Annotated in this window: 15 protein-coding genes; 9 read left to right on the top strand and 6 right to left on the bottom strand. The window is 70.0% G+C overall.

What is annotated here, in order from left to right:
• The first annotated feature begins 57 nt into the window (after nt 1-57).
• Together ACFWNN_RS06620 and argG are read left to right on the top strand one after the other, a co-directional pair.
• The gene (locus tag ACFWNN_RS06620; RefSeq protein ID WP_382438872.1) at nt 58-537 is read left to right on the top strand and encodes a hypothetical protein; all 480 of its coding nucleotides are present in this window, start codon (nt 58-60) and stop codon (nt 535-537) included.
• Nucleotides 538-626: 89 nt separating this feature from the next.
• Nucleotides 627-2072 (top strand): argininosuccinate synthase, encoded by a 1446-nt coding sequence (gene argG / locus ACFWNN_RS06615; protein WP_382438871.1) that lies wholly within the window; start codon nt 627-629, stop codon nt 2070-2072.
• 46 nt (nt 2073-2118) lie between these two features.
• Here the strand turns inward: argG and ACFWNN_RS06610 are convergent, their stop codons facing one another.
• On the bottom strand, nt 2119-2583 hold the full coding sequence (locus ACFWNN_RS06610; protein ID WP_382438870.1) for a hypothetical protein: 465 nt from the start codon (nt 2581-2583) through the stop codon (nt 2119-2121).
• Between the two features lie 54 nt (nt 2584-2637).
• Here ACFWNN_RS06610 and ACFWNN_RS06605 point away from each other — a divergent pair, with 54 nt between their 5' ends.
• Nucleotides 2638-3351: a DUF1963 domain-containing protein gene (locus ACFWNN_RS06605; protein WP_382438869.1), complete on the top strand. Its 714-nt coding sequence runs from the start codon at nt 2638-2640 to the stop codon at nt 3349-3351.
• On the opposite strand, the gene ACFWNN_RS06600 is transcribed toward ACFWNN_RS06605, so the two are convergent.
• Entirely contained in the window at nt 3332-4549 is a 1218-nt protein-coding gene (locus tag ACFWNN_RS06600; RefSeq protein ID WP_382438868.1) for an MFS transporter, read from the bottom strand. The two genes, ACFWNN_RS06605 and ACFWNN_RS06600, sit on opposite strands and share 20 nt — an antisense overlap.
• 82 nt (nt 4550-4631) lie before the next feature.
• Between ACFWNN_RS06600 and ACFWNN_RS06595 the strand changes: the two genes are divergently transcribed.
• Complete coding sequence (locus ACFWNN_RS06595; protein WP_382438867.1) at nt 4632-5534, top strand: LysR family transcriptional regulator; 903 nt, start codon at nt 4632-4634, stop codon at nt 5532-5534.
• Here ACFWNN_RS06595 and ACFWNN_RS06590 read toward each other — a convergent pair.
• Together ACFWNN_RS06590 and ACFWNN_RS06585 are read right to left on the bottom strand one after the other, a co-directional pair.
• Nucleotides 5509-7107, bottom strand: a complete 1599-nt coding sequence (locus tag ACFWNN_RS06590; protein WP_382438866.1) for a tannase/feruloyl esterase family alpha/beta hydrolase — start codon at nt 7105-7107, stop codon at nt 5509-5511. The two genes, ACFWNN_RS06595 and ACFWNN_RS06590, sit on opposite strands and share 26 nt — an antisense overlap.
• A gap of 13 nt (nt 7108-7120) precedes the next feature.
• Complete coding sequence (locus tag ACFWNN_RS06585) at nt 7121-8476, bottom strand: MFS transporter (protein ID WP_382438865.1); 1356 nt, start codon at nt 8474-8476, stop codon at nt 7121-7123.
• A gap of 144 nt (nt 8477-8620) precedes the next feature.
• On the opposite strand from ACFWNN_RS06585, the gene ACFWNN_RS06580 reads away from it, so the two are divergent.
• A complete protein-coding gene (locus tag ACFWNN_RS06580) occupies nt 8621-10270 on the top strand; it encodes a helix-turn-helix domain-containing protein (protein WP_382438864.1) in 1650 nt (549 codons plus the stop codon).
• On the opposite strand, the gene ACFWNN_RS06575 is transcribed toward ACFWNN_RS06580, so the two are convergent.
• Nucleotides 10267-11862, bottom strand: a complete 1596-nt coding sequence (locus ACFWNN_RS06575) for a long-chain fatty acid--CoA ligase (RefSeq protein WP_382438863.1) — start codon at nt 11860-11862, stop codon at nt 10267-10269. The two genes, ACFWNN_RS06580 and ACFWNN_RS06575, sit on opposite strands and share 4 nt — an antisense overlap.
• A gap of 80 nt (nt 11863-11942) precedes the next feature.
• Nucleotides 11943-12791, bottom strand: coding sequence for a LysR family transcriptional regulator (locus ACFWNN_RS06570; protein ID WP_382438862.1), 849 nt, complete (start codon nt 12789-12791; stop codon nt 11943-11945).
• A gap of 91 nt (nt 12792-12882) precedes the next feature.
• Here ACFWNN_RS06570 and ACFWNN_RS06565 point away from each other — a divergent pair, with 91 nt between their 5' ends.
• The 4 genes from ACFWNN_RS06565 to ACFWNN_RS06550 all read left to right on the top strand — a co-directional run bounded on the left by ACFWNN_RS06565 (nt 12883) and on the right by ACFWNN_RS06550 (nt 18008).
• Nucleotides 12883-13743, top strand: a complete 861-nt coding sequence (locus ACFWNN_RS06565) for a DMT family transporter (RefSeq protein WP_382438861.1) — start codon at nt 12883-12885, stop codon at nt 13741-13743.
• A 25-nt stretch (nt 13744-13768) separates the two neighbouring features.
• Nucleotides 13769-15769, top strand: coding sequence for a neutral/alkaline ceramidase (locus ACFWNN_RS06560; protein ID WP_382438860.1), 2001 nt, complete (start codon nt 13769-13771; stop codon nt 15767-15769).
• 145 nt (nt 15770-15914) lie between these two features.
• Complete coding sequence (locus tag ACFWNN_RS06555; RefSeq protein ID WP_382438859.1) at nt 15915-16850, top strand: alpha/beta hydrolase; 936 nt, start codon at nt 15915-15917, stop codon at nt 16848-16850.
• Between the two features lie 189 nt (nt 16851-17039).
• Complete coding sequence (locus ACFWNN_RS06550) at nt 17040-18008, top strand: AAA family ATPase (protein WP_382438858.1); 969 nt, start codon at nt 17040-17042, stop codon at nt 18006-18008.
• The last annotated feature ends 4 nt before the right edge of the window (nt 18009-18012 follow it).

Here is an 18012-nt window from a genome sequence, read left to right as displayed (position 1 = left end):
GTTAGGCTTACCTAAACCCATCGGGCGAGATCGTCATCCATGCCGCACACTGCGGACATGTTCCCCAGGACCGCGCAACAGCAGTGGTGGTTCGAAGCGCCCGAGAGCAAGAACCGCAGTCAGGCCGCCGGCCTCCGGCTCGCCATCGCCTATCACGACCGGGACGCGGACGCCGTCGCGCGTGCGTTGCCCGAGGACGAGGCCGAGGTCAGGCTCGTCATGGGGGCGCTGGAGAACGGCCTGCTCGCGCTCAATCAGCTCTACCTGCCCGGCGCACCCGACGAGGTGTGGGAACGCGTCACGCCGATCATCGACGCTTCCGCGCCCGCGGGTGTTGCGTCCCGTGCGCGCGCACTGCTCGCGGCGATGATGCACGCCATGTACGACCCCACGCTCAACGAGGTCTACGACCGCAAGGAGCAGGACCCGTACGCGGGCGCGCACCTGTATGCGGCGCTCACGGCCATGCGCGCGTTCGGCGGCGAGGGCGACATCGAGTACATGCGGGCCAAGGCGGACGAGCTCGATCTAGCGTGAAATGCCAGGACCTGCGGCGATAGCGTTGAGGCGTAGGTAACACGAACCCCTAGGTGCATGCCCATACATCTTCGTGCATAATTCTCAACGTGTCCAAGGTGCTCACTTCACTTCCGGCCGGCGAACGCGTCGGCATCGCCTTCTCCGGTGGTCTCGACACCTCCGTCGCGGTCGCGTGGATGCGTGAGAAGGGCGCTGTGCCCTGCACGTACACCGCGGACATCGGCCAGTACGACGAGCCCGAGATCGACACCGTGCCCGGCCGCGCCGGCACGTACGGTGCCGAGATCGCGCGGCTCGTCGACTGCCGGTCCGCGCTGGTCGAGGAGGGTCTCGCGGCGCTGGCCTGCGGTGCGTTCCACATCCGTTCCGGTGGCCGCGCGTACTTCAACACGACTCCGCTCGGGCGGGCCGTCACGGGCACCATGCTCGTGCGCGCCATGCTCGACGACGACGTGCAGATCTGGGGCGACGGCTCCACCTACAAGGGCAACGACATCGAGCGGTTCTACCGCTACGGCCTGCTCGCCAACCCCTCGCTGCGCATCTACAAGCCGTGGCTCGACGCCGCGTTCGTGAGCGAGCTCGGTGGCCGCAAGGAGATGTCCGAGTGGCTGCTGGAGCGTGACCTGCCCTACCGCTCGTCCGTCGAGAAGGCGTACTCGACCGACGCGAACATCTGGGGCGCCACCCACGAGGCCAAGTCGCTCGAGCTGCTCAACGAGGGCATCGAGATCGTCGAGCCGATCATGGGCGTCAAGTTCTGGGACCCGTCGGTCGAGATCGCGACCGAGGACGTCACCATCGGCTTCGACCAGGGCCGCCCGGTCACCATCAACGGCAAGGAGTTCCACGACTCCGTCGACCTGGTGCTGGAGGCGAACGCCATCGGCGGCCGCCACGGTCTCGGCATGTCGGACCAGATCGAGAACCGCATCATCGAGGCCAAGAGCCGCGGCATCTACGAGGCGCCCGGCATGGCGTTGCTCTACATCGCCTACGACCGCCTCGTGAACGCGATCCACAACGAGGACACCGTCGCCTCGTACCACAACGAGGGCCGCAAGCTCGGCCGGCTGCTGTACGAGGGCCGCTGGCTCGACCCGCAGTCGCTGATGCTGCGCGAGTCGCTGCAGCGGTGGGTCGGCGCCGCGGTCACCGGTGAGGTCACGCTGCGGCTGCGCCGGGGCGACGACTACTCGATCCTCGACACGTCCGGCCCGGCGTTCAGCTACCACCCGGACAAGCTGTCGATGGAACGCACCGAGGACTCGGCCTTCGGCCCGGTGGACCGCATCGGCCAGCTGACCATGCGCAACCTCGACATCGCGGACTCCCGCGCCAAGCTGGAGCTCTTCGCGGGCCTCGGCATGGTCGGCACCCGCCAGTCGGCGCTCATCTCCGCCCAACCCGAGCCGACGCAGCTGATCGGCGAGGTCCCGGACGGCGGCGCCGAGGCCATCGCCTCGCGCGGTGAGGTGTCGGCGGCCGACGAGCTGCTCGACGCGGCCGCGATGGAGTTCGGCACGGACTAGTCCCAGCGAGAACGGGGGTGGAGCTGAGCGCTCCACCCCCGTTTTCTCATGTCTGGGGCCACATCGAGTAGATGACGTTGTCCGCGTCCGCGCACACGACCTGCGGCATGATCCCCTCGGGGACCTGGTTGCACGACATCGGACCGATCTTCAGCGCGGGCAGCCCGGTCTTCGGGTCGGACCGCTCGGCGTAGTAGTCGAACAGCACCGCCCCGGCCTGGTCGCAGGTCAACCGGCCCGACGGCGTCTCCATGACGACCGCCAGCATCGGTTTGCCCAGCGCGCCGACGAACGGCCTGTCGCAGTACTGCGACGGCATGCCCTCGTACTGGTCGGGCGGCACACCGTCCAAAGCGGTTTTCTCCGCCGCCTCGGTGGTGGTCGGCGCCTCTTCGGTCGTCTGCTGGGTCGTCGTCGGTGGCGCCACCGAACCGGAGCCCGTGCCGGACCCGGTGACCTCGGTGCTGCACCCGGCGGCGAGGACGGCGAGCAGCGCGATCAAGAACCTCATGCCACCGGGGTCGGTGCGAGGCGGGACATCGTTACCCCGCTAGCCTTCCGGCTTGTGTCGGACAAGGAGAACTGGGCGCGGCCCGCGGTGCTGCTCAACCCGGCCGCGGGGGAACCGACGGACGCGGACAGCCACATCGGCGGGCCGATGCTGTGGCCGATCGACGAGCCGTGGCCGTGGTGCGACGGCACCCGGCACGACGACCTCAACCCGGAGGCGGTGGGGGTGCGGACGCCGTTCGTCGGCGCCGTGCAGCTCTACCAGCGGGACTTCCCGGAGCTGCCGTTCCCCGACGGCACGGACCTGCTCCAGGTCTTCCTGTGCACGTTGCACCACAACCTCGACGACTGCTTCGGCCCGGACGTGCGCCTGGTGTGGCGCGACTCCACGACCGTGATCGAGCTGATCGAGGAGGAGCCGGAACCCTCGGTGCAGGAGGAGCTCTACACGCCGACGGTGAACGTGCTGGAGCCGATCAGGTTCACCGAGTACGCCCACCCGTACGACCGGCCGGAGGAGCTCGAGGAAGCCGACTGGCCGGAGACGTCCGCCGGCTCGAAGATCGGCGGCTGGACCGCCTGGTGGCAGACCGGCCCGGCCACCTTCACCTGCTCCGAGTGCGGTTCGGAACAGCGGCAGCTGCTGTCCCTCGGCACCAGCGAACCGTCCGGTGAGGACGTCGAGTGGTCGTTCGGGCGGGAAGGCAACCTGAACATCTTCGCGTGCCAGAAGGACGTCCGGCACCCGTTCACGCGGCACGTCGACTGAGCGCGGCCACCCCTGCCAGCAACACCAGCAGGACCCCGGCGAACCAGGTCATCACGGTCGCCGGGGCGAGGTAGCGGGTCGCGAGGCCGATCGACAGCGACGGCACGCTCAGCCCGAGGTAGGCGATGAAGAACAACGTCGCCAGCGCCTCACCGCGCCTGGCCGGGGCCGCCATCGCCGCGACGGCGCCGATCGACGCCTTGAACTGCACGCCCGCGCCGATGCCCGCGATCGCGCCGCCGACCAGGAACACCGGGAAGCTCGTCGCGTACATCCCGGCGACCACCAGCACCAGGCCCAGCGCCTGACCGCCGAGCCCCAGCACCCGGCGCACTCCGGCGGACAACGAGCCCGTCACCGTCTGCGCCACGGCTGCGCCTCCGAACACGAGGAACACCACGAGCCCGGCCAGCAGCCGCGACGGGTGGTGCAGTTCGCCCGCCACGAACCCCGGCGACACCGACGTGAACACGCCGAACACCGAGAACGCGGCGAACGCGCCGGCGCCGGCGGCGAGGTAACCGCGACGGTCGCCGTGGTCGGCGGAGATCCGCTGCGGCCGGTAGGGCAAGCGCCGGCGTTCGACGGTCTCCGGCGTCAGCGCGACGGCGGCGACCGACACGACCAGCAGCACGGCCAGCACGACGTACGGGGTGCTCAGCGGCGCCGGGACGTACTGCGCGAGCACGCCCGCGATCAGCGCGCCGACGCCGAGCCCGCCGATGTTGGCGGCGGTGGACACGATCTCGAACCGGCGCGGGGTGGCGCCGGGGCGGTGCCTGGTGTGCAGGTCGTAGAGGTACGCGGTGGAGGTGGCGACGATCATGCCGATGCCGAGGCCGTTGATCACCCGCGCCACGATCAGCACCGGCAGCGAGGTGCTGGTCAGGAACAGCAGGGCGGAGACGATCTCCAGCGTCAGCGCGGGGATCAGGATCGCCTTGCGGCCCACCCAGTCCGAGACGTGGCCCGCCAGCACGAGGCTGATCACCACGCCGACCGCGAACGCCGCGAACACCACCGTGATGTCGAACGTCGTGAAGCCCTCGCGCGCGACGTAGAGCGGGAACAGGGGAGCGGGGACGGTGGAGTAGGCGCTGGCCACGAGGAACGTCAGGGCCACTGCCCAGAAGCCACGGCCGTGGTGCTTGCTCGGGGCGGGTTGTTCGATCGCGGGCGAATCGAGGACCAGAGACATGCCACCACTGTGCGGACCTGCAAGCATCACGTCCAACGAAAGTTGGAGCTAGCGATCATCAGCAGATGAGATACTCGCAGGTGTGGACCTACGCCAGCTCGAGTACTTCGTCGCGGTCGCCGAGGAGGCGAGCTTCACCCGTGCCGCCGCGCGCGTGCACGTCGTGCAGTCCGCGGTCTCGGCCGCGATCAAGACCCTCGAACGCGAGCTCGGCGCGTCCCTGCTCGACCGCAACTCCAAGCGCGTCCTGCTCACCGACGCGGGCGAGGCGCTGCTGCCCAGGGCGCAGGCCGTCCTGGACGCCGTCAGCGAGGCCCGGGACGCCGTCGCACTGGCCCAGGGCGGGCTGACCGGCACGGTCCGGCTCGGCACGCTGACCTCGGTGACGCTGATCAACCTGCCCGCGCTGCTCGGCGAGTTCCACCGGCGGCACCCCGGCGTGCTGGTGCGCACGAACGCGTCGACGTCGGGGTCGCTCGGGCTCGTCGAGCAGCTGCTGGACCGGCGGCTCGACCTGTCGTTCGTGTCGCTGCCCGGCGAGGTGCCGGACGGGATCGTGCTCGACGAGCTGTCGCAGTCGGTGATGGACCTCGTCGTGCCGATCGACCACCCGCTGGCCGCGCGGGACGAGGTGCCGATCGGCGACCTCGCGGGCCTCGACTTCATCGACTCGCCGCTCGGTTACGGCAACCGGATGGTGGCCGACCGGGCGTTCGCCGCCAACGCCGTGCCGCGCCGGGTGACCGTGGAGATGTCCGACATCTTCACGGGCGTCGACTTCGTGCGGCACGGGCTGGGCGTCGTGTTGCTGCCGAACTACATCATCGGCGCCGCGCCCGGCGTCAAGACGCTGACGGTGACGGGCGCGGACCTGAACTGGCCGCTCGGGCTCGCTTGGCCGGCCGGACGCAGGCCGAGCGCCGCCACCAGGGCGTTGATCGGCGTCATCCACGAGGTGTTCAGGCTCGGGGAGCCGCGCAGCTGAAGCTCGCCGCGTCGTCCGGGTCGCCTGCGCGGTACCGCGGCCAGCCCGGGTAGTCGCAGAGCGGCCGGGTCCGGTCGTGGGTCAGGTCGGTGACCACGGGGTTGCGCGGTGATCGTCCGCTGGAGACCCAGCGTTCGAGCGCGGTGAGCGAGTCCCAGCCCGCGGCGAACGCCGGGGTGCCGAAGTTCGCGTGGTTGGCGCCGGGCACGACGTAGTACCGCAGGAACCCGTCGGTCGTGGCGGGTCCGAGCCGGTCGCGGACGCGCTCGTAGTAGTCGTTGGTCGAACGGTGCGAGACGAGCTCGTCCGCGTTGCCGTGCAACAGGATCAGCTTGCCGCCGGAGCGGGCGAACGGGCGCAGGTCGGTGTCGTTGCGGTCCTGGATCGTGGACAGTTCGCTGATCCGGGCGAGCCACTTCCCCGGCCGTCGCGGGTCGAGGTCGAGGGCGCTGAAACCGGGGTCGCGGGTCAGGAAGTGCTTCACCCACTGGTCCCAGTACTGCAGGCCGTAGCCGCTGGTGACCGGCATCGGGTTCGCCGGGGCCGTGGTGCCGAACCCGAGGAACGGCGTCCGCATGTCCGCGCCGGACAGGAACGGGAAGCCGGGGTAGTTCGTCTCGCCGCTCGCGACCCGGTACGGCCAGCGGAACGGCGTGGACATCGCCGTCACGGCCTCGATCTGCGCGTCCGACAGACAACCGGCGGCCTGCGGGCACCTCAGCGTGCGCGGGTCGAACCGGCAGCCGGGGTTCGAGACGACGCCGTCGCGCACGCCGTCCGCGCCGTCGCACGCACGGATCACGCTGTCGTACAACAACGTCTGCTCAGCCGGACCGGGAAACGCGCCGGGTTTCGCCAGCACCTGCGTCAGGTAGCCCAGGTACAGACCTTCGGCGAGGTTGTTCCACGCCGGGAAGCCGGAGATCACGCCGTCGAACGCGTCCGGCCACCGCTGGGCGACGACGAGCGCCTCGCGACCGCCTGTCGACCCGCCGGCGAAGAAGGTCTGCGCCGGACCACGTCCGTAGGCGCGCCTGACCAGGAACATGCTCGCGTCGTAGGTCTTCTTCAACGCGTCCCCGGCGGCGAAGTTCCGCAACGCCTCGTCGTTCACCCCGAACGACCCGTCCAGCGACGGCACCGTCCCCGGCTTCTGCTGATGGCCCGAGTCGCTGGCGAACACCACGTACCGGCGGGCCAGCGGCGCGTCCCCGGCACCGAACGGCACGGTGCCGGTCAACGCCGGAATCGTGCCGTTGTACCCGCCACCACCGAACATCAACGCCTTGTGGTTCCAGCCGGAAGGCAACGCCACGCGCATCTTGATGGCAGGCGCCGACCGGTCGACCGGGAGGACGTCGGCATCGACCTGGCAGTAGGTGATCGTCTGTCCACTCACGACGCTGGACGTGTCGGCGGCGGCAGTCACGCGCCCACCGTTCGTCGGCAGGCTGAACACCGAGGCCGGGATCGCCACCCCGGCCAGTGAGGCGCAGGACGCGGAGGACGTTGCGAGAGCAGGGGTTCCGCCGAGCAGAAGAAGAGCGGCGGCCAGCACGACAGGGGTCTTCACCACCGGTGTCCTTTCAGCGGTAGAGGTGCGTGCCGGGTACGGCCTGCGGGTCCGCGCGGACCTCGGCCGGGTTCGTCTCGGGCAGGAACCACGCGCAGCCGAACGTGATCAGCCCCATGAGCGTGATGTAGGCGGCGACGGGCAGGGTGCTGCCGGTCTCCGCGATCAGCGCCGTCATCAGGAACGGCGTGCCACCGCTGATGACGATCGCGGACAGCTGGTACGACAGCGACGCGCCGGAGTACCGGACGTTGGGCGCGAACAGTTCGCCGAGGAAACTCGCGATCGGCCCGTAGGTGAGGCTCTGGAAGACGAACCCGACCACCACGGCGACGAAGATCAGCGGCAGTGACGCGGTGTTGACCAGCCCGAAGTAGGGGAAGCCCCACGCCGCCACGCCCAGCCCGCCGATCAGGATCAGCGGACGGCGCCCGATCCGGTCGGAGAGGTGGCCCGACCAGGGGAGCACCGCGAGCATCGCCACGGAACTGAGCAGCACCACGGTGAGCAGCCCGTTGCGGTCGAGCTTCAACGACGTGGTGCCGTAGTTCAGCAGCCCGGCGATGCTGACGTAGAACAGGCTGTTGGTCGCGGAGAGGATCCCGCAGGCGAGCAGGATCGTGCCCCACCGGGACCGGATGACCTGCGCGAGAGGCGCCCTGACCACCGCGCGTTCCGGCCGGGCCACCTCGCTCTGCAACGCGCGGAACTCCGGCGTGTCCTCCACTTTGGACTGGACGTACAGGACCACGCCGAACATCACGATGCTGAGCAGGAACGGGATCCGCCAGCCCCAGCTGAGGAACGCGTCGTTCGGCATCAGCCCGCTCGCGGCCACGAAGATCAGGTTCGAGACGATCACCGCCACCGGCACGCTGGTCTGGCCGAACGTCCCGGCGAACCCGCGCCGCTTCGGGCTCGCGGACTCGGTCAGCAGCAACATGATCCCGCCCCACTGGCCGCCCGCCGCGAGCCCCTGCAGGAACCGCAGCGTCACCAGCAGGACCGGCGCCAGGGCGCCCACCGACGACGCGCTGGGCAGGCAGCCGATCAGGAACGTCGCCGCGCCCATCAGCGCGAGGCACGTGACGACGACCGGCTTGCGCCCGTACTTGTCGCCGAAGTGCCCGGCGAGCACCCCGCCGACCGGCCGCGCCACGAACCCCGCCCAGAACGTGCTGAACGCGAGCAGCGTGCCGGTGAGCGCCGACGACTGGGGGAAGAACACCTTCGGGAACACCAGCGCGGCCGCGGTCCCGTAGAGGAAGAAGTCGTACCACTCGATCGAGCTGCCGATCAGGCCCGCGGTCAGGAGCTTGCGGAACCCGCGCTGCCGGATCTGCTCCGGCTGGGCCACAGGGGTCGTCATACATGCCGCCTTCGTCGGTGAACCGGCAGGTGATGACGGCCAACGCTAGGGCGGCGGGCGTGGCGAGCCGAGGTCCAGATCACACACCGCCCTCATGGATTCGGTGGACCTTTCCTCCACCGCCACCTGGGTCAGAATGGGGCGGTGACGGAAACGGACGAGCTGGTGCGCCGGCAACGGGAGCTGGCGTCGTTGTACGCGACGGCGAAGTCGCTGACCGCGCTCGGCGAGCTGGACGACGTGCTGCAGTCGATCGTCCGGCACGCCCACGACCTGATGGGCACGGACTTCACGTACCTCTCGCTGGTCGCGGACGGCAGGCTGTCGGCGAAGGCGGCGGAGGGCACGATCTCGGCGGCGTTCCTGAGCGCGACCATCCCGGCCGGGGTCGGGCTGGGCGGCAAGGTGATGGCCACCCGGCGGCCGCAGTGGGTGCGCAACTACGCCGCCGCGTCCCACATCGACCACGACGCGGGCTTCGACCGCCTGGTCGGCACCGAGGACCTCGTCGCGCTGCTCGGCGTGCCGCTGGTGATCCGGGACGAGGTGGTGGGCGCGCTGTTCGCCGCGTACCGCTCCGAGCGGTCGTTCCACGCGGGCGAGATCGCGTTGCTCAGCGCGTTCGCCGACCACGCGGCGGTCGCGCTCGACAACGCCCGGCTCTACGAGGAGAGCCGGATCGCGTTGCGGGGACTCAAAGAACACGTCGCCTCGGTGGAACGCGCGCAGGCGATCCACGAGACGCTGACGGGCGTGGTCCTCGAAGGCGGCACCCCGGACGACGTCGCGCAGCTCCTCGCCGGGCAGCTCGGCGGCAGCGTGGCCGTGCTCGACCGGGCCGACGCCGCCGGGCACCGTTCCGGCAGGGTCACGACGTCGGTCACCGACGGCATCGCGCACAGCGTGGCCCCGATCCGGGCGGGCGACAGCCACCTCGGGGCGTTGTCGTGGAGCCGGAAGGCCTTGCCGGAGCACGGGGTCTCCGACGACATGGACCTGCGCACCCTCGAACGCGCCACGCACATCCTGGGGTTGCTCATCCTCAAGGAACGCGCGGTCGCCGACGCGAGCGAACGGCTGAGCGGCGAGTTGCTCACCGAGCTGATGGTCGGCAGCCCCGGCATCAGCCCCTCGCAGCGGTCGCGGGCCCAGGCGCGGCACATCGACGCCGACGGGCTGAACCTGGTGGTCGTCGCGGAGTCCACCACCGACCTGGTGCGCCACCTGCACGACATCGCGCGGGAGCGGTCGGGGCTCGCCGGCGAACACCTCGGCAGGGCCACGATGATCGTGCCGAGCAAGGACGACGACCGCACCGTCGAGGAGGTCCACCGCCGGTTGCGCCGCGCCTGCGGAGGTCCGGTCGTGGTGGTGGGGGAGCGGGCGGTGGGTCACGACTGGGCGCGCGCGTTCTCGCTGGCCGGTCGCTGCGGCACGGTGATGAGGGCGCTCGGGCACACCGACCGCGGCACCACGACCGGCCGTTATGCCTTGTACGCCTTGGTGTTCGACGTGGAGCGGGTCGACGACCTCGACCGCTTCCTCGCCACGTCGGTCGGGCCGCTCGCCTCGCACGACGAGCGTCGTGGCACGGACCTCGTCGGCACGCTCACCACCTACTACGACCACCGTGCGAACGTCGCGGCGACGGCGCGCGCGTTGCACGTGCACGTCAACACGTTGCTCAAACGGCTGGACCGGGTCGGCGACGTGCTCGGTCCCGACTGGCGCACCGAGAACGACCTGGAGCTGCGCCTCGGCCTCGAACTGCACCGGCTGCGGGCCGTGCTCTAGCCCCTTAGTGCGCTCTTGGACAGCTTGCCGGTGCCCGTCTTCGGCAGGGCCGTCCGGAAGAACACCTCGTCGGGCAGCCACCACTTCGCGACCAGCGGGGTGATGTGCCGCAACAGGTCCTCGCCCGTGGTGGCGCTGCCGTCGCGCAGCACGACGTAGGCGACCGGCCGTTCGACCCAGCGCGGGTCGGGCCGGGCGACCACGGCGACCTCGACCACGTCGGCGTGCGAGGCGAGTGCGCTCTCCAGCTCGACCGACGAGATCCACTCGCCGCCGGACTTGATCAGGTCCTTCATCCGGTCGACCAGCCTGATGAACCCGTCGGCGTCGACGGTGGCGAGGTCGCCGGTGCGCAGCCAGCCGTCCGCGGTGAACCGGTCGGCCGCGTCCACGAGGAAGTAGCCGCCCGCGACCCACGGGCCCGCCACCTGCAGCTCGCCGATCGCCTTGCCGTCACGCGGCAGTTCCGCGCCGGTCTCGACGTCGGCGATCCGGAGGTTCACCAGCGGGAGCGGCTGGCCCTGGGCCGCGCGCGCCGCGATCCGCTCGTCCTCGGTGAGGGGGTCGTGCTGGGTCCGGGTGCCGCCGATCGTCCCGACCGGACTGATCTCGGTCATGCCCCAGGAGTGCGTGATGGGCACGCCGATCGTGGCGCGGTAGGTCTCCGACAGCGCCGGGGCGATCGCGGAGCCGCCGCCCAGCAGGAACCGCGTCGCGCTCAGGTCGCGGGAGCGCAGGCCGGGGGCGAGGCTCGTCCAGACCGTCGGCACGGCGCCGGCCACGGTGACCCGTTCGGTCTCCATCAACGACAGCAGGTGCTCCGGCTCGTTCGACGGGCCGGGCAGCACCAGGGACGCGCCGGTCATCATCGCGCCGTAGGGCAGGCCCCACGCGTTGGCGTGGAACATCGGCACGATCGGCATCACGACGTCGCTCTCGCACAGGCCGATGAACCCGGCCGCGAGCGTGCCCAGGCAGTGCAGCACGGTCGACCGGTGGCTGTAGAGCACGCCCTTCGGCGGTCCGGTGGTGCCGGAGGTGTAGCAGAGACCGGAGGCCAGGTTCTCGTCCGCGAGGGTGAAGGTGTCCTCGAACGACCCGGTGAACGGGGCCGAGGTGTCGACCAGGTCGTCGTAGAGCAGGACGCGCGGGTCGTCGGGAATGGGCACGCCGCTGTCGTCGGGCAGCACGACCCAGTGCCGCACGGACGGCATCTCCGCGGCGCTGGGCCAGATCCGGGGGAGCAGCGCGCGGTCGACGAAGACGACGTCGTCCTGGGCGTGGGTGACGATGTAGGTGAGGTGCTCGGCGGAGAGCCGGATGTTGAGCGAGTGCAGGATCCGCTTGGTGATCGGGACCGCGAGGTAGAGCTCCAGGTGGCGCCGGGTGTTGGTGGCGAACGTGGCCACGCGAGCGCCTGGCGGGACGTCGAGGGAGTCGAGCGCGGTGGCGAGCCGCCGGACCTGCCCGGCCACCTCGGCGTAGGTGCTCCTCTCCTCGTCGGACACGACCTGCTTGTGCGCGTAGAGGCGTTCGGCCCGCTCCAGGATGTGCGCGATGGTGAGCGGCCGGGGTTGCATCAGCCCGTCCATGGGATGTGACCCTAAGTGAGCTTCCTGGCCGTTCCGAGGGAGGAAACGTCCACTCATCTCCGTGCTGTGGCGGGGTTTTCTCACACCCGATAGGCGTCGCACGCGATGGTGATCAGGTCGGTGAGGTGCTGCGGCGGCTGGTCCTTCCACCACGCGAGCCACACCGCGATCGGCGGCGCGTCCACCACGGCCCGGTAGGCGACGCCGGGGCGCGGGTTGAGGCTCGCGGTGGCCTCCGAGGTCATGCCGACGGCCTGTCCGGCGGCGATCAGCGTGAGCCACTCGTCGACGCTGTGGGTGTTGCGCACGACGGCGGGCGCCTTGCCGGGCTGCCAGAGGTCCAGCGTGGTCGTGCCGGTGCGGTCGTCCACCGCGATGCCGTACTTGGCGAGGTCGGCGAGCTTGAGCGAACGCTTGCGCGCCAACGGGTTGTCCGTCGCGACCACGCCGTAGCGGCGTTCGGTGCCGAGCAGGGCCGTCTCGAACCGCTGGTCGTCGAGCGCGGTGCGGACGACCGCGACGTCGGCCAGGCCCTCGGCCAGCCCGGAGGACGGCGAGTTCGACTGGACGAACACCAGCGGCAGGCCCGCGTGCTGGTGCGCCCACGCCTTCTGCACGCGCCGGGTGTGCTTGCCCAGCGCTGACCACGCGTAACCGATGCGCAGTTCGGTGAGCGACTGGTTCGCGATCCGCTGCAGGTGCGCGACCTCGTCCAGCACGCGCCGGGCGCTCTCCAGCACCTGGGCGCCGGTGGTGGTGAGCGAGACGTGCCGGGGCGAGCGTTGCAGGAGACGGGTTCCGAGCGTGGCCTCCAGCGCGGCGACCGACCGCGAGACGGACGCCTGGGTGAGGCCCAGGGCGGTGGCGGCGTCGGTGAACGTGCCGGCGTCCACCACGGCGACGAATGCCTTCAGGTGGCGCAGATCCATGCGCAGAGCGTAACCGATCTATACGCCGGACGTATGGTTGAGGCGGCGCGTGCATTTCCGGTATCGCCTGCGCGTGGTCAGGCTGGGTCGCATGAAGAGCCTCGGTGGATTCGCCACGATCACCGCCAGCGCGGCCAGCAGCCAGCTCGGTGCCGCGGTCGGCGCGCACGCGTTCGCCTCGATCGGACCGGCCGGGGTCGTGGCCGTGCGCCAGTTCGTGGCGGCGGCGGTGTTGCTGCCGGTCGCCCGCCCGGACCCGCGAAGATTCACCTGGGCGCAGTGGTGGCCGACGATCGCCCTGGGGCTGGTGTTCGCCACGATGAACCTGAGCCTCTACACCGCCGTCGACCGCATCGGGCTCGGGCTCGCCGTGACGCTGGAGGTCCTCGGGCCGTTGGGCGTGGCGCTGGCCGGTTCGCGGACGCGGCTGGACTTCCTGTTCGTGGTGATCGCGGCCGTCGGCGTGTACGTGCTGGTGCTGCCGGGGCCGTCGAGCGACTGGCTGGGCATCGGCGCCGGGCTGCTGGCCGCCGCGAGCTGGGCCGCGTACATCCTGCTCAACCGCCTGGTCGGGCAACGGCTGCCGGGCCTGCAGGCGCCGGCCGCGGCGACGAGCGTGTCCGCGTTGCTCTACGTGCCGGTCGCGGTGTTCCTCGTCGTGAACGGCCAGTTCAACGGCATGGCGATCCTGTACGCCGTGGCGGCTGGCGTGTTCTGCAGCGTCGTGCCCTACGCGGCGGACGTGATCGCGTTGCGCAAGGTGCCCGCGCGGCTCTTCGGGCTGGTGTGCAGCGTGCACCCCGTGCTGGCCGCGCTGGCGGGCCTGCTCCTGCTGGGGGAGACCCTCGCACTCCACCATTGGGCTGGAATCTTGCTCGTGGTCACCGCGAACGCACTGGCCGTGACTTGCAGTCAGTGGTCCAGATCACCTAACGTGCAACCCGAAATGTGAATCCAATTCACTTAGCGGGGTGTCCATGCGGACGAAAGTCTTGACGGTGGTCGCCGCACTCGTCGGTGCGGCGCTGGTCAGCGGACCGTTCGCGTGGGCGGAACCCGAGCCGTACCTCGTGGGCCGGGGCATCTCCGACGTCACCGGCCCGGCCGCCGAGAACGGCATGATGGGCTACTCGAAGTTCGACCAGAAGACGTCGGGCATCCACCAGCGGCTGCGGTCGCGGGCCTACGTCGTGGTCGACCGGGCCACGAACAAGCGCGTCGCGTACGTCAACGCTGACCTTGCGATGATCTTCCGCGCGGTCCAGGAGGGCGTGCTCGCGAAGCTCCAGGCCAAGTACGGCAACACCTACACGCGCGAGAACCTGCTGCTCTCCGCCACGCACACGCACAGCGGCCCCGGCGGCCAGTCGCACAACATCGCCTACAACCTGTCGATCCTCGGCCTCCAGCCGCAGGCGCTCGCGGCCGTGGTCGACGGCATCACCGAGTCGGTCGTCGAGGCCCACGAGGACGTGAAGCCCGGCTCGATCAGCCTCGGCGTCGGCGAGCTCACGAACGCGTCGGTCAACCGGTCGCGGGTGGCGTTCGACCGCAACCCCGACAAGGGCGCGTTCCCGTCCGGCATCGACCCGCAGATGACCGTCCTGAAGTTCCAGCAGGGCGGCACGAACGTCGGCGCCATCAACTGGTTCGCCACCCACAACACGTCGGTCACCAACGCCAACACCCTGATCAGCCCCGACAACAAGGGCTACGCGTCGTACCAGTGGGAGCACGACGACGAGGGCGTGCGCTACCTGGACAACACCGCGGGCTTCGTGGCGGCGTTCCCGAACACCAACGCGGGCGACATGTCGCCGAACCTCAACCTGAAGCCCGGCTCCGGCCCCACCGAGAACGAGTGGGAGAACGCCCGCATCATCGGCGAGCGCCAGAACCGCAAGGCCCAGGAGATCTACAACGGGCCGCTGACCCCGGTCTCCGGCGGCGTGGACGCGCGCATGCGGTTCGTGGACATGTCGGCCGTGCAGGTCGACGGCCGCTTCACCTCCGACGGCAAGGCGGGCACGACGTGCTCCGGTGTCGTCGGCGCGTCGACCATCGCGGGCAGCATCGAGGACGGCCCGGCGATCCCCGGCTTCGCCGAGGGCATGCAGTCGCCGTGGAAGAAGCTCTTCGAGCCGTTGCAGATGGAGGTCCCGCAGTGGCTGCGCGACTGCCAGTTCCCGAAGGCGTCCCTGGTGCCGACGGGCCTGATCGGCGCGACGCCGAACATCGTGCCGCTGCAGCTCGTCCGCATCGGCCAGCTCGTTTTGGTCGCCGTGCCCGGTGAGGTCACGATCACCGCGGGTCTGCGCATCCGCAAGTCGGTGGCCTCCGAGCTGGGCGTGCCGCTGCAGAACGTGCTGATCCAGGGCTACGCCAACGACTACAGCCAGTACGTCACCACGCCGGAGGAGTACGACTCGCAGCAGTACGAGGGCGGCTCCACCCTGTTCGGCCGCAACACCACCCCGGCCTACCAGCAGGAGTTCGGCAAGCTGGCCGCGTCGATGAAGACCGGTTCCTCGTTGCCCGCCGGCCCGACGCCCGGCAAGCCGCCGTTCACCGAGATCAACCTGCAGACCGGCGTCGTGCTCGACGACAAGCCGATGGACAAGAAGTACGGCGATGTCCTCACTGCGCCCAAGGCGTCGTATGCGCGCGGTGAGACCGTCACGGCCGTGTTCGTCACCGGCCACCCGAAGAACAACCTGCACCGCAACGGCACGTTCCTCGAAGTGCAGCGCCAGGTGAACGGTTCCTGGGTGCGCGTGCACGACGACGGCGACTGGTCCACGCGCTACCAGTGGGCGCGCGTCGGCATCTCGTTCTCCAACGCCACGATCACCTGGCAGATCCCGGCGGACACCCCGGCCGGCACCTACCGGATCGTGCACCACGGCGACGAGAAGTCCGGCTGGACCGGCAAGATCAGCCCGTTCACCGGAGCGACCACCGGCTTCACCGTCGGCTAGTCCTTCGCGCGTGACGACGGCCCCCGCCCAACTCGGGCGGGGGCCGTCGTTATTCCCGCCTCCGCTGAGGCCGTGATTACGTTGTGCACGATTTAATCGCACACTAGCTTTATGGCATCACCCCAGGAACGCCAGGAGGAAAGCCATGAAGCGCCCCGTCCTCGAACCCGCCGCCGCCGAGTTCGCCGCCGCCACCGACCAGCCGCCGTTCCTGTTCCAGATCGCCCCCGAAGAGGGCCGCAAGGCAGTCGACGAGGTGCAGTCCAGCGCCGTCGACAAGCCCGAGATCGACGAACAGTGGGTGGAACTGGACGGCTTCAAGGTCCGCATCGTCAAGCCGGCCGGTCTGGCAGGCCCGCTCCCGGTCATCCTCTACATCCACGGCGCGGGCTGGGTCTTCGGCAACGCCCACACCCACGACCGCCTGGTCCGCGAACTCGCGGTAGGCGCCGGCGCCGCGGTCGTCTTCCCCGACTACTCCCTCTCGCCCGAGGCCCGCTACCCGGTCGCGATCAACCAGAACTACGCCACGGCACAGTGGATCCAGTCCTCGGGTGGCGCGCACGGCCTCGACATCTCACGGGTCGCGGTCGCGGGTGACTCGGTCGGCGGCAACATGGCGGCGGCGTTGACGTTGCAGGCCAAGGAACGCGGCGACATCGCCCTCAAGGCCCAGGTCCTCTTCTACCCGGTCACCGACGCGAACTTCGACACCGACTCGTACCTCCAGTTCGCCGAGGGCTACTTCCTGCGCCGCGACGGCATGCAGTGGTTCTGGGACCAGTACACGACGAACGAGGCGGAGCGCGCCGAGATCACCGCCTCCCCGCTGCGCGCTTCTTCGGAGCAGTTGGCGGGCCTGCCGCAGGCGTTGGTGATCACGGCCGAGGCCGACGTGCTGCGCGACGAGGGCGAGGCCTACGCCGACAAGCTGCGCGCGGCGGGCGTTCCAGTCACGGCGGTCCGGTACGCGGGCGCCATCCACGACTTCGTGATGCTGAACGCGCTGCGCGGCACGCACGCCGCCGAGGCCGCGATCACGCAGGCGACCGCGTTCCTCCGCAAGGCGCTGGAGAACTGACCCTGAGACCTGAGGCCCTTCCGGACGAAACTCGCCGGGAGGGCCTCTTCGCGTTGCGCCGCAAGAGAGTTATTCGCGAGATCTTGGAATCCTGGCAAGTTCGTGTCCAGTTCGGAGGCTGCGGTAACAGCCGTCGCCCGGTCCGCGAATACCGCCATGTCATGCCGTCGTTTCGTCACGGGGGATGAGATGAGCACACTCGACGCCGAGACGTTCGACCGCCACTTCGCCAACCTGTCGGCCAACATCTCCGACTTCATCAAGGGCAAGCCGGAGGTCGTGCGGCTGGCGCTCGTCTGCCTGTTCGCCCAGGGACACCTGCTGGTCGAGGACGTTCCGGGCGTCGCGAAGACCTCGCTCGCCAAGGCGTTGGCGAAGTCGGTCTCCGGCGCGACCGTGAAGCGCATCCAGTTCACCCCGGACCTGCTGCCGTCCGATGTGGTCGGTGTGCAGACGTACGACCAGGGCTCGCACATGTTCGAGTTCTTCGAGGGACCTGTGTTCGCCAACATCGTCATCGGCGACGAGATCAACCGCGCCTCGCCGAAGACCCAGTCGGCGTTGCTGGAGGTGATGGCGGAACGGCAGGTGACCGTCGACGGACGGCCGCGGCCGGTGCCGACGCCGTTCCTGTGCATCGCCACCCAGAACCCCATCGAGCACCAGGGCACCTACGCGTTGCCGGAGGCGCAGCTCGACCGGTTCATGATGCGGATCAAGGTCGGCTACCCGCCCGACATCGCCGACGAGGTCGACATCATCGCGGACGGCGTCGCGCGCCGCGTGCCGGAGGAGCTCGGCTCGGTGATGACCCTCGACGACCTGCGCGACATGATCGAGATGGTGCGCTCGTTGCACATCGAGCCGGACGTGCAGCGCTACATCGCGATGATCACCCGGGAGACCCGCAAGCACGCGAGCGTCCGCCTCGGCATCAGTCCACGGGGGAGCATCGCCGTGGCCACCGCCGCTCAGGCGCACGCCGCGGTCCTCGGCCGGTCGTTCGTCACGCCCGAGGACGTGCGGGCCGTGGCGAAACCCGTGCTGAACCACCGGTTGCTGCTCACCCCCGAGGCCCGCGTGCGCAAGCAGACCGCGGAGGAGGTGCTGGACGAGATCCTCGTCGGCGCTCCCGTGCCGCGGCCGTCCCGGTGGTGACGAC

Source organism: Lentzea sp. NPDC058450 (assembly GCF_042721395.1).
Classification (GTDB): Bacteria; Actinomycetota; Actinomycetes; order Mycobacteriales; family Pseudonocardiaceae; genus Lentzea.
The sequence above is the reverse complement of the archived record's forward strand: the minus strand, read 5'-3'. Positions and strand labels throughout refer to the sequence as shown.

What these genes read in the sequence shown, in the direction of transcription:
- ACFWNN_RS06620 (WP_382438872.1), top strand. Translation starts at nt 58, where the DNA reads ATGTTCCCCAGGACCGCGCAACAGCAGTGGTGGTTCGAAGCGCCCGAG.
- ACFWNN_RS06610 (WP_382438870.1), bottom strand. Translation starts at nt 2,583, where the DNA reads ATGAGGTTCTTGATCGCGCTGCTCGCCGTCCTCGCCGCCGGGTGCAGC.
- ACFWNN_RS06600 (WP_382438868.1), bottom strand. Translation starts at nt 4,549, where the DNA reads ATGTCTCTGGTCCTCGATTCGCCCGCGATCGAACAACCCGCCCCGAGC.
- ACFWNN_RS06585 (WP_382438865.1), bottom strand. Translation starts at nt 8,476, where the DNA reads ATGACGACCCCTGTGGCCCAGCCGGAGCAGATCCGGCAGCGCGGGTTC.
- ACFWNN_RS06575 (WP_382438863.1), bottom strand. Translation starts at nt 11,862, where the DNA reads ATGGACGGGCTGATGCAACCCCGGCCGCTCACCATCGCGCACATCCTG.
- ACFWNN_RS06570 (WP_382438862.1), bottom strand. Translation starts at nt 12,791, where the DNA reads ATGGATCTGCGCCACCTGAAGGCATTCGTCGCCGTGGTGGACGCCGGC.
- ACFWNN_RS06565 (WP_382438861.1), top strand. Translation starts at nt 12,883, where the DNA reads ATGAAGAGCCTCGGTGGATTCGCCACGATCACCGCCAGCGCGGCCAGC.
- ACFWNN_RS06560 (WP_382438860.1), top strand. Translation starts at nt 13,769, where the DNA reads ATGCGGACGAAAGTCTTGACGGTGGTCGCCGCACTCGTCGGTGCGGCG.
- ACFWNN_RS06555 (WP_382438859.1), top strand. Translation starts at nt 15,915, where the DNA reads ATGAAGCGCCCCGTCCTCGAACCCGCCGCCGCCGAGTTCGCCGCCGCC.
- ACFWNN_RS06550 (WP_382438858.1), top strand. Translation starts at nt 17,040, where the DNA reads ATGAGCACACTCGACGCCGAGACGTTCGACCGCCACTTCGCCAACCTG.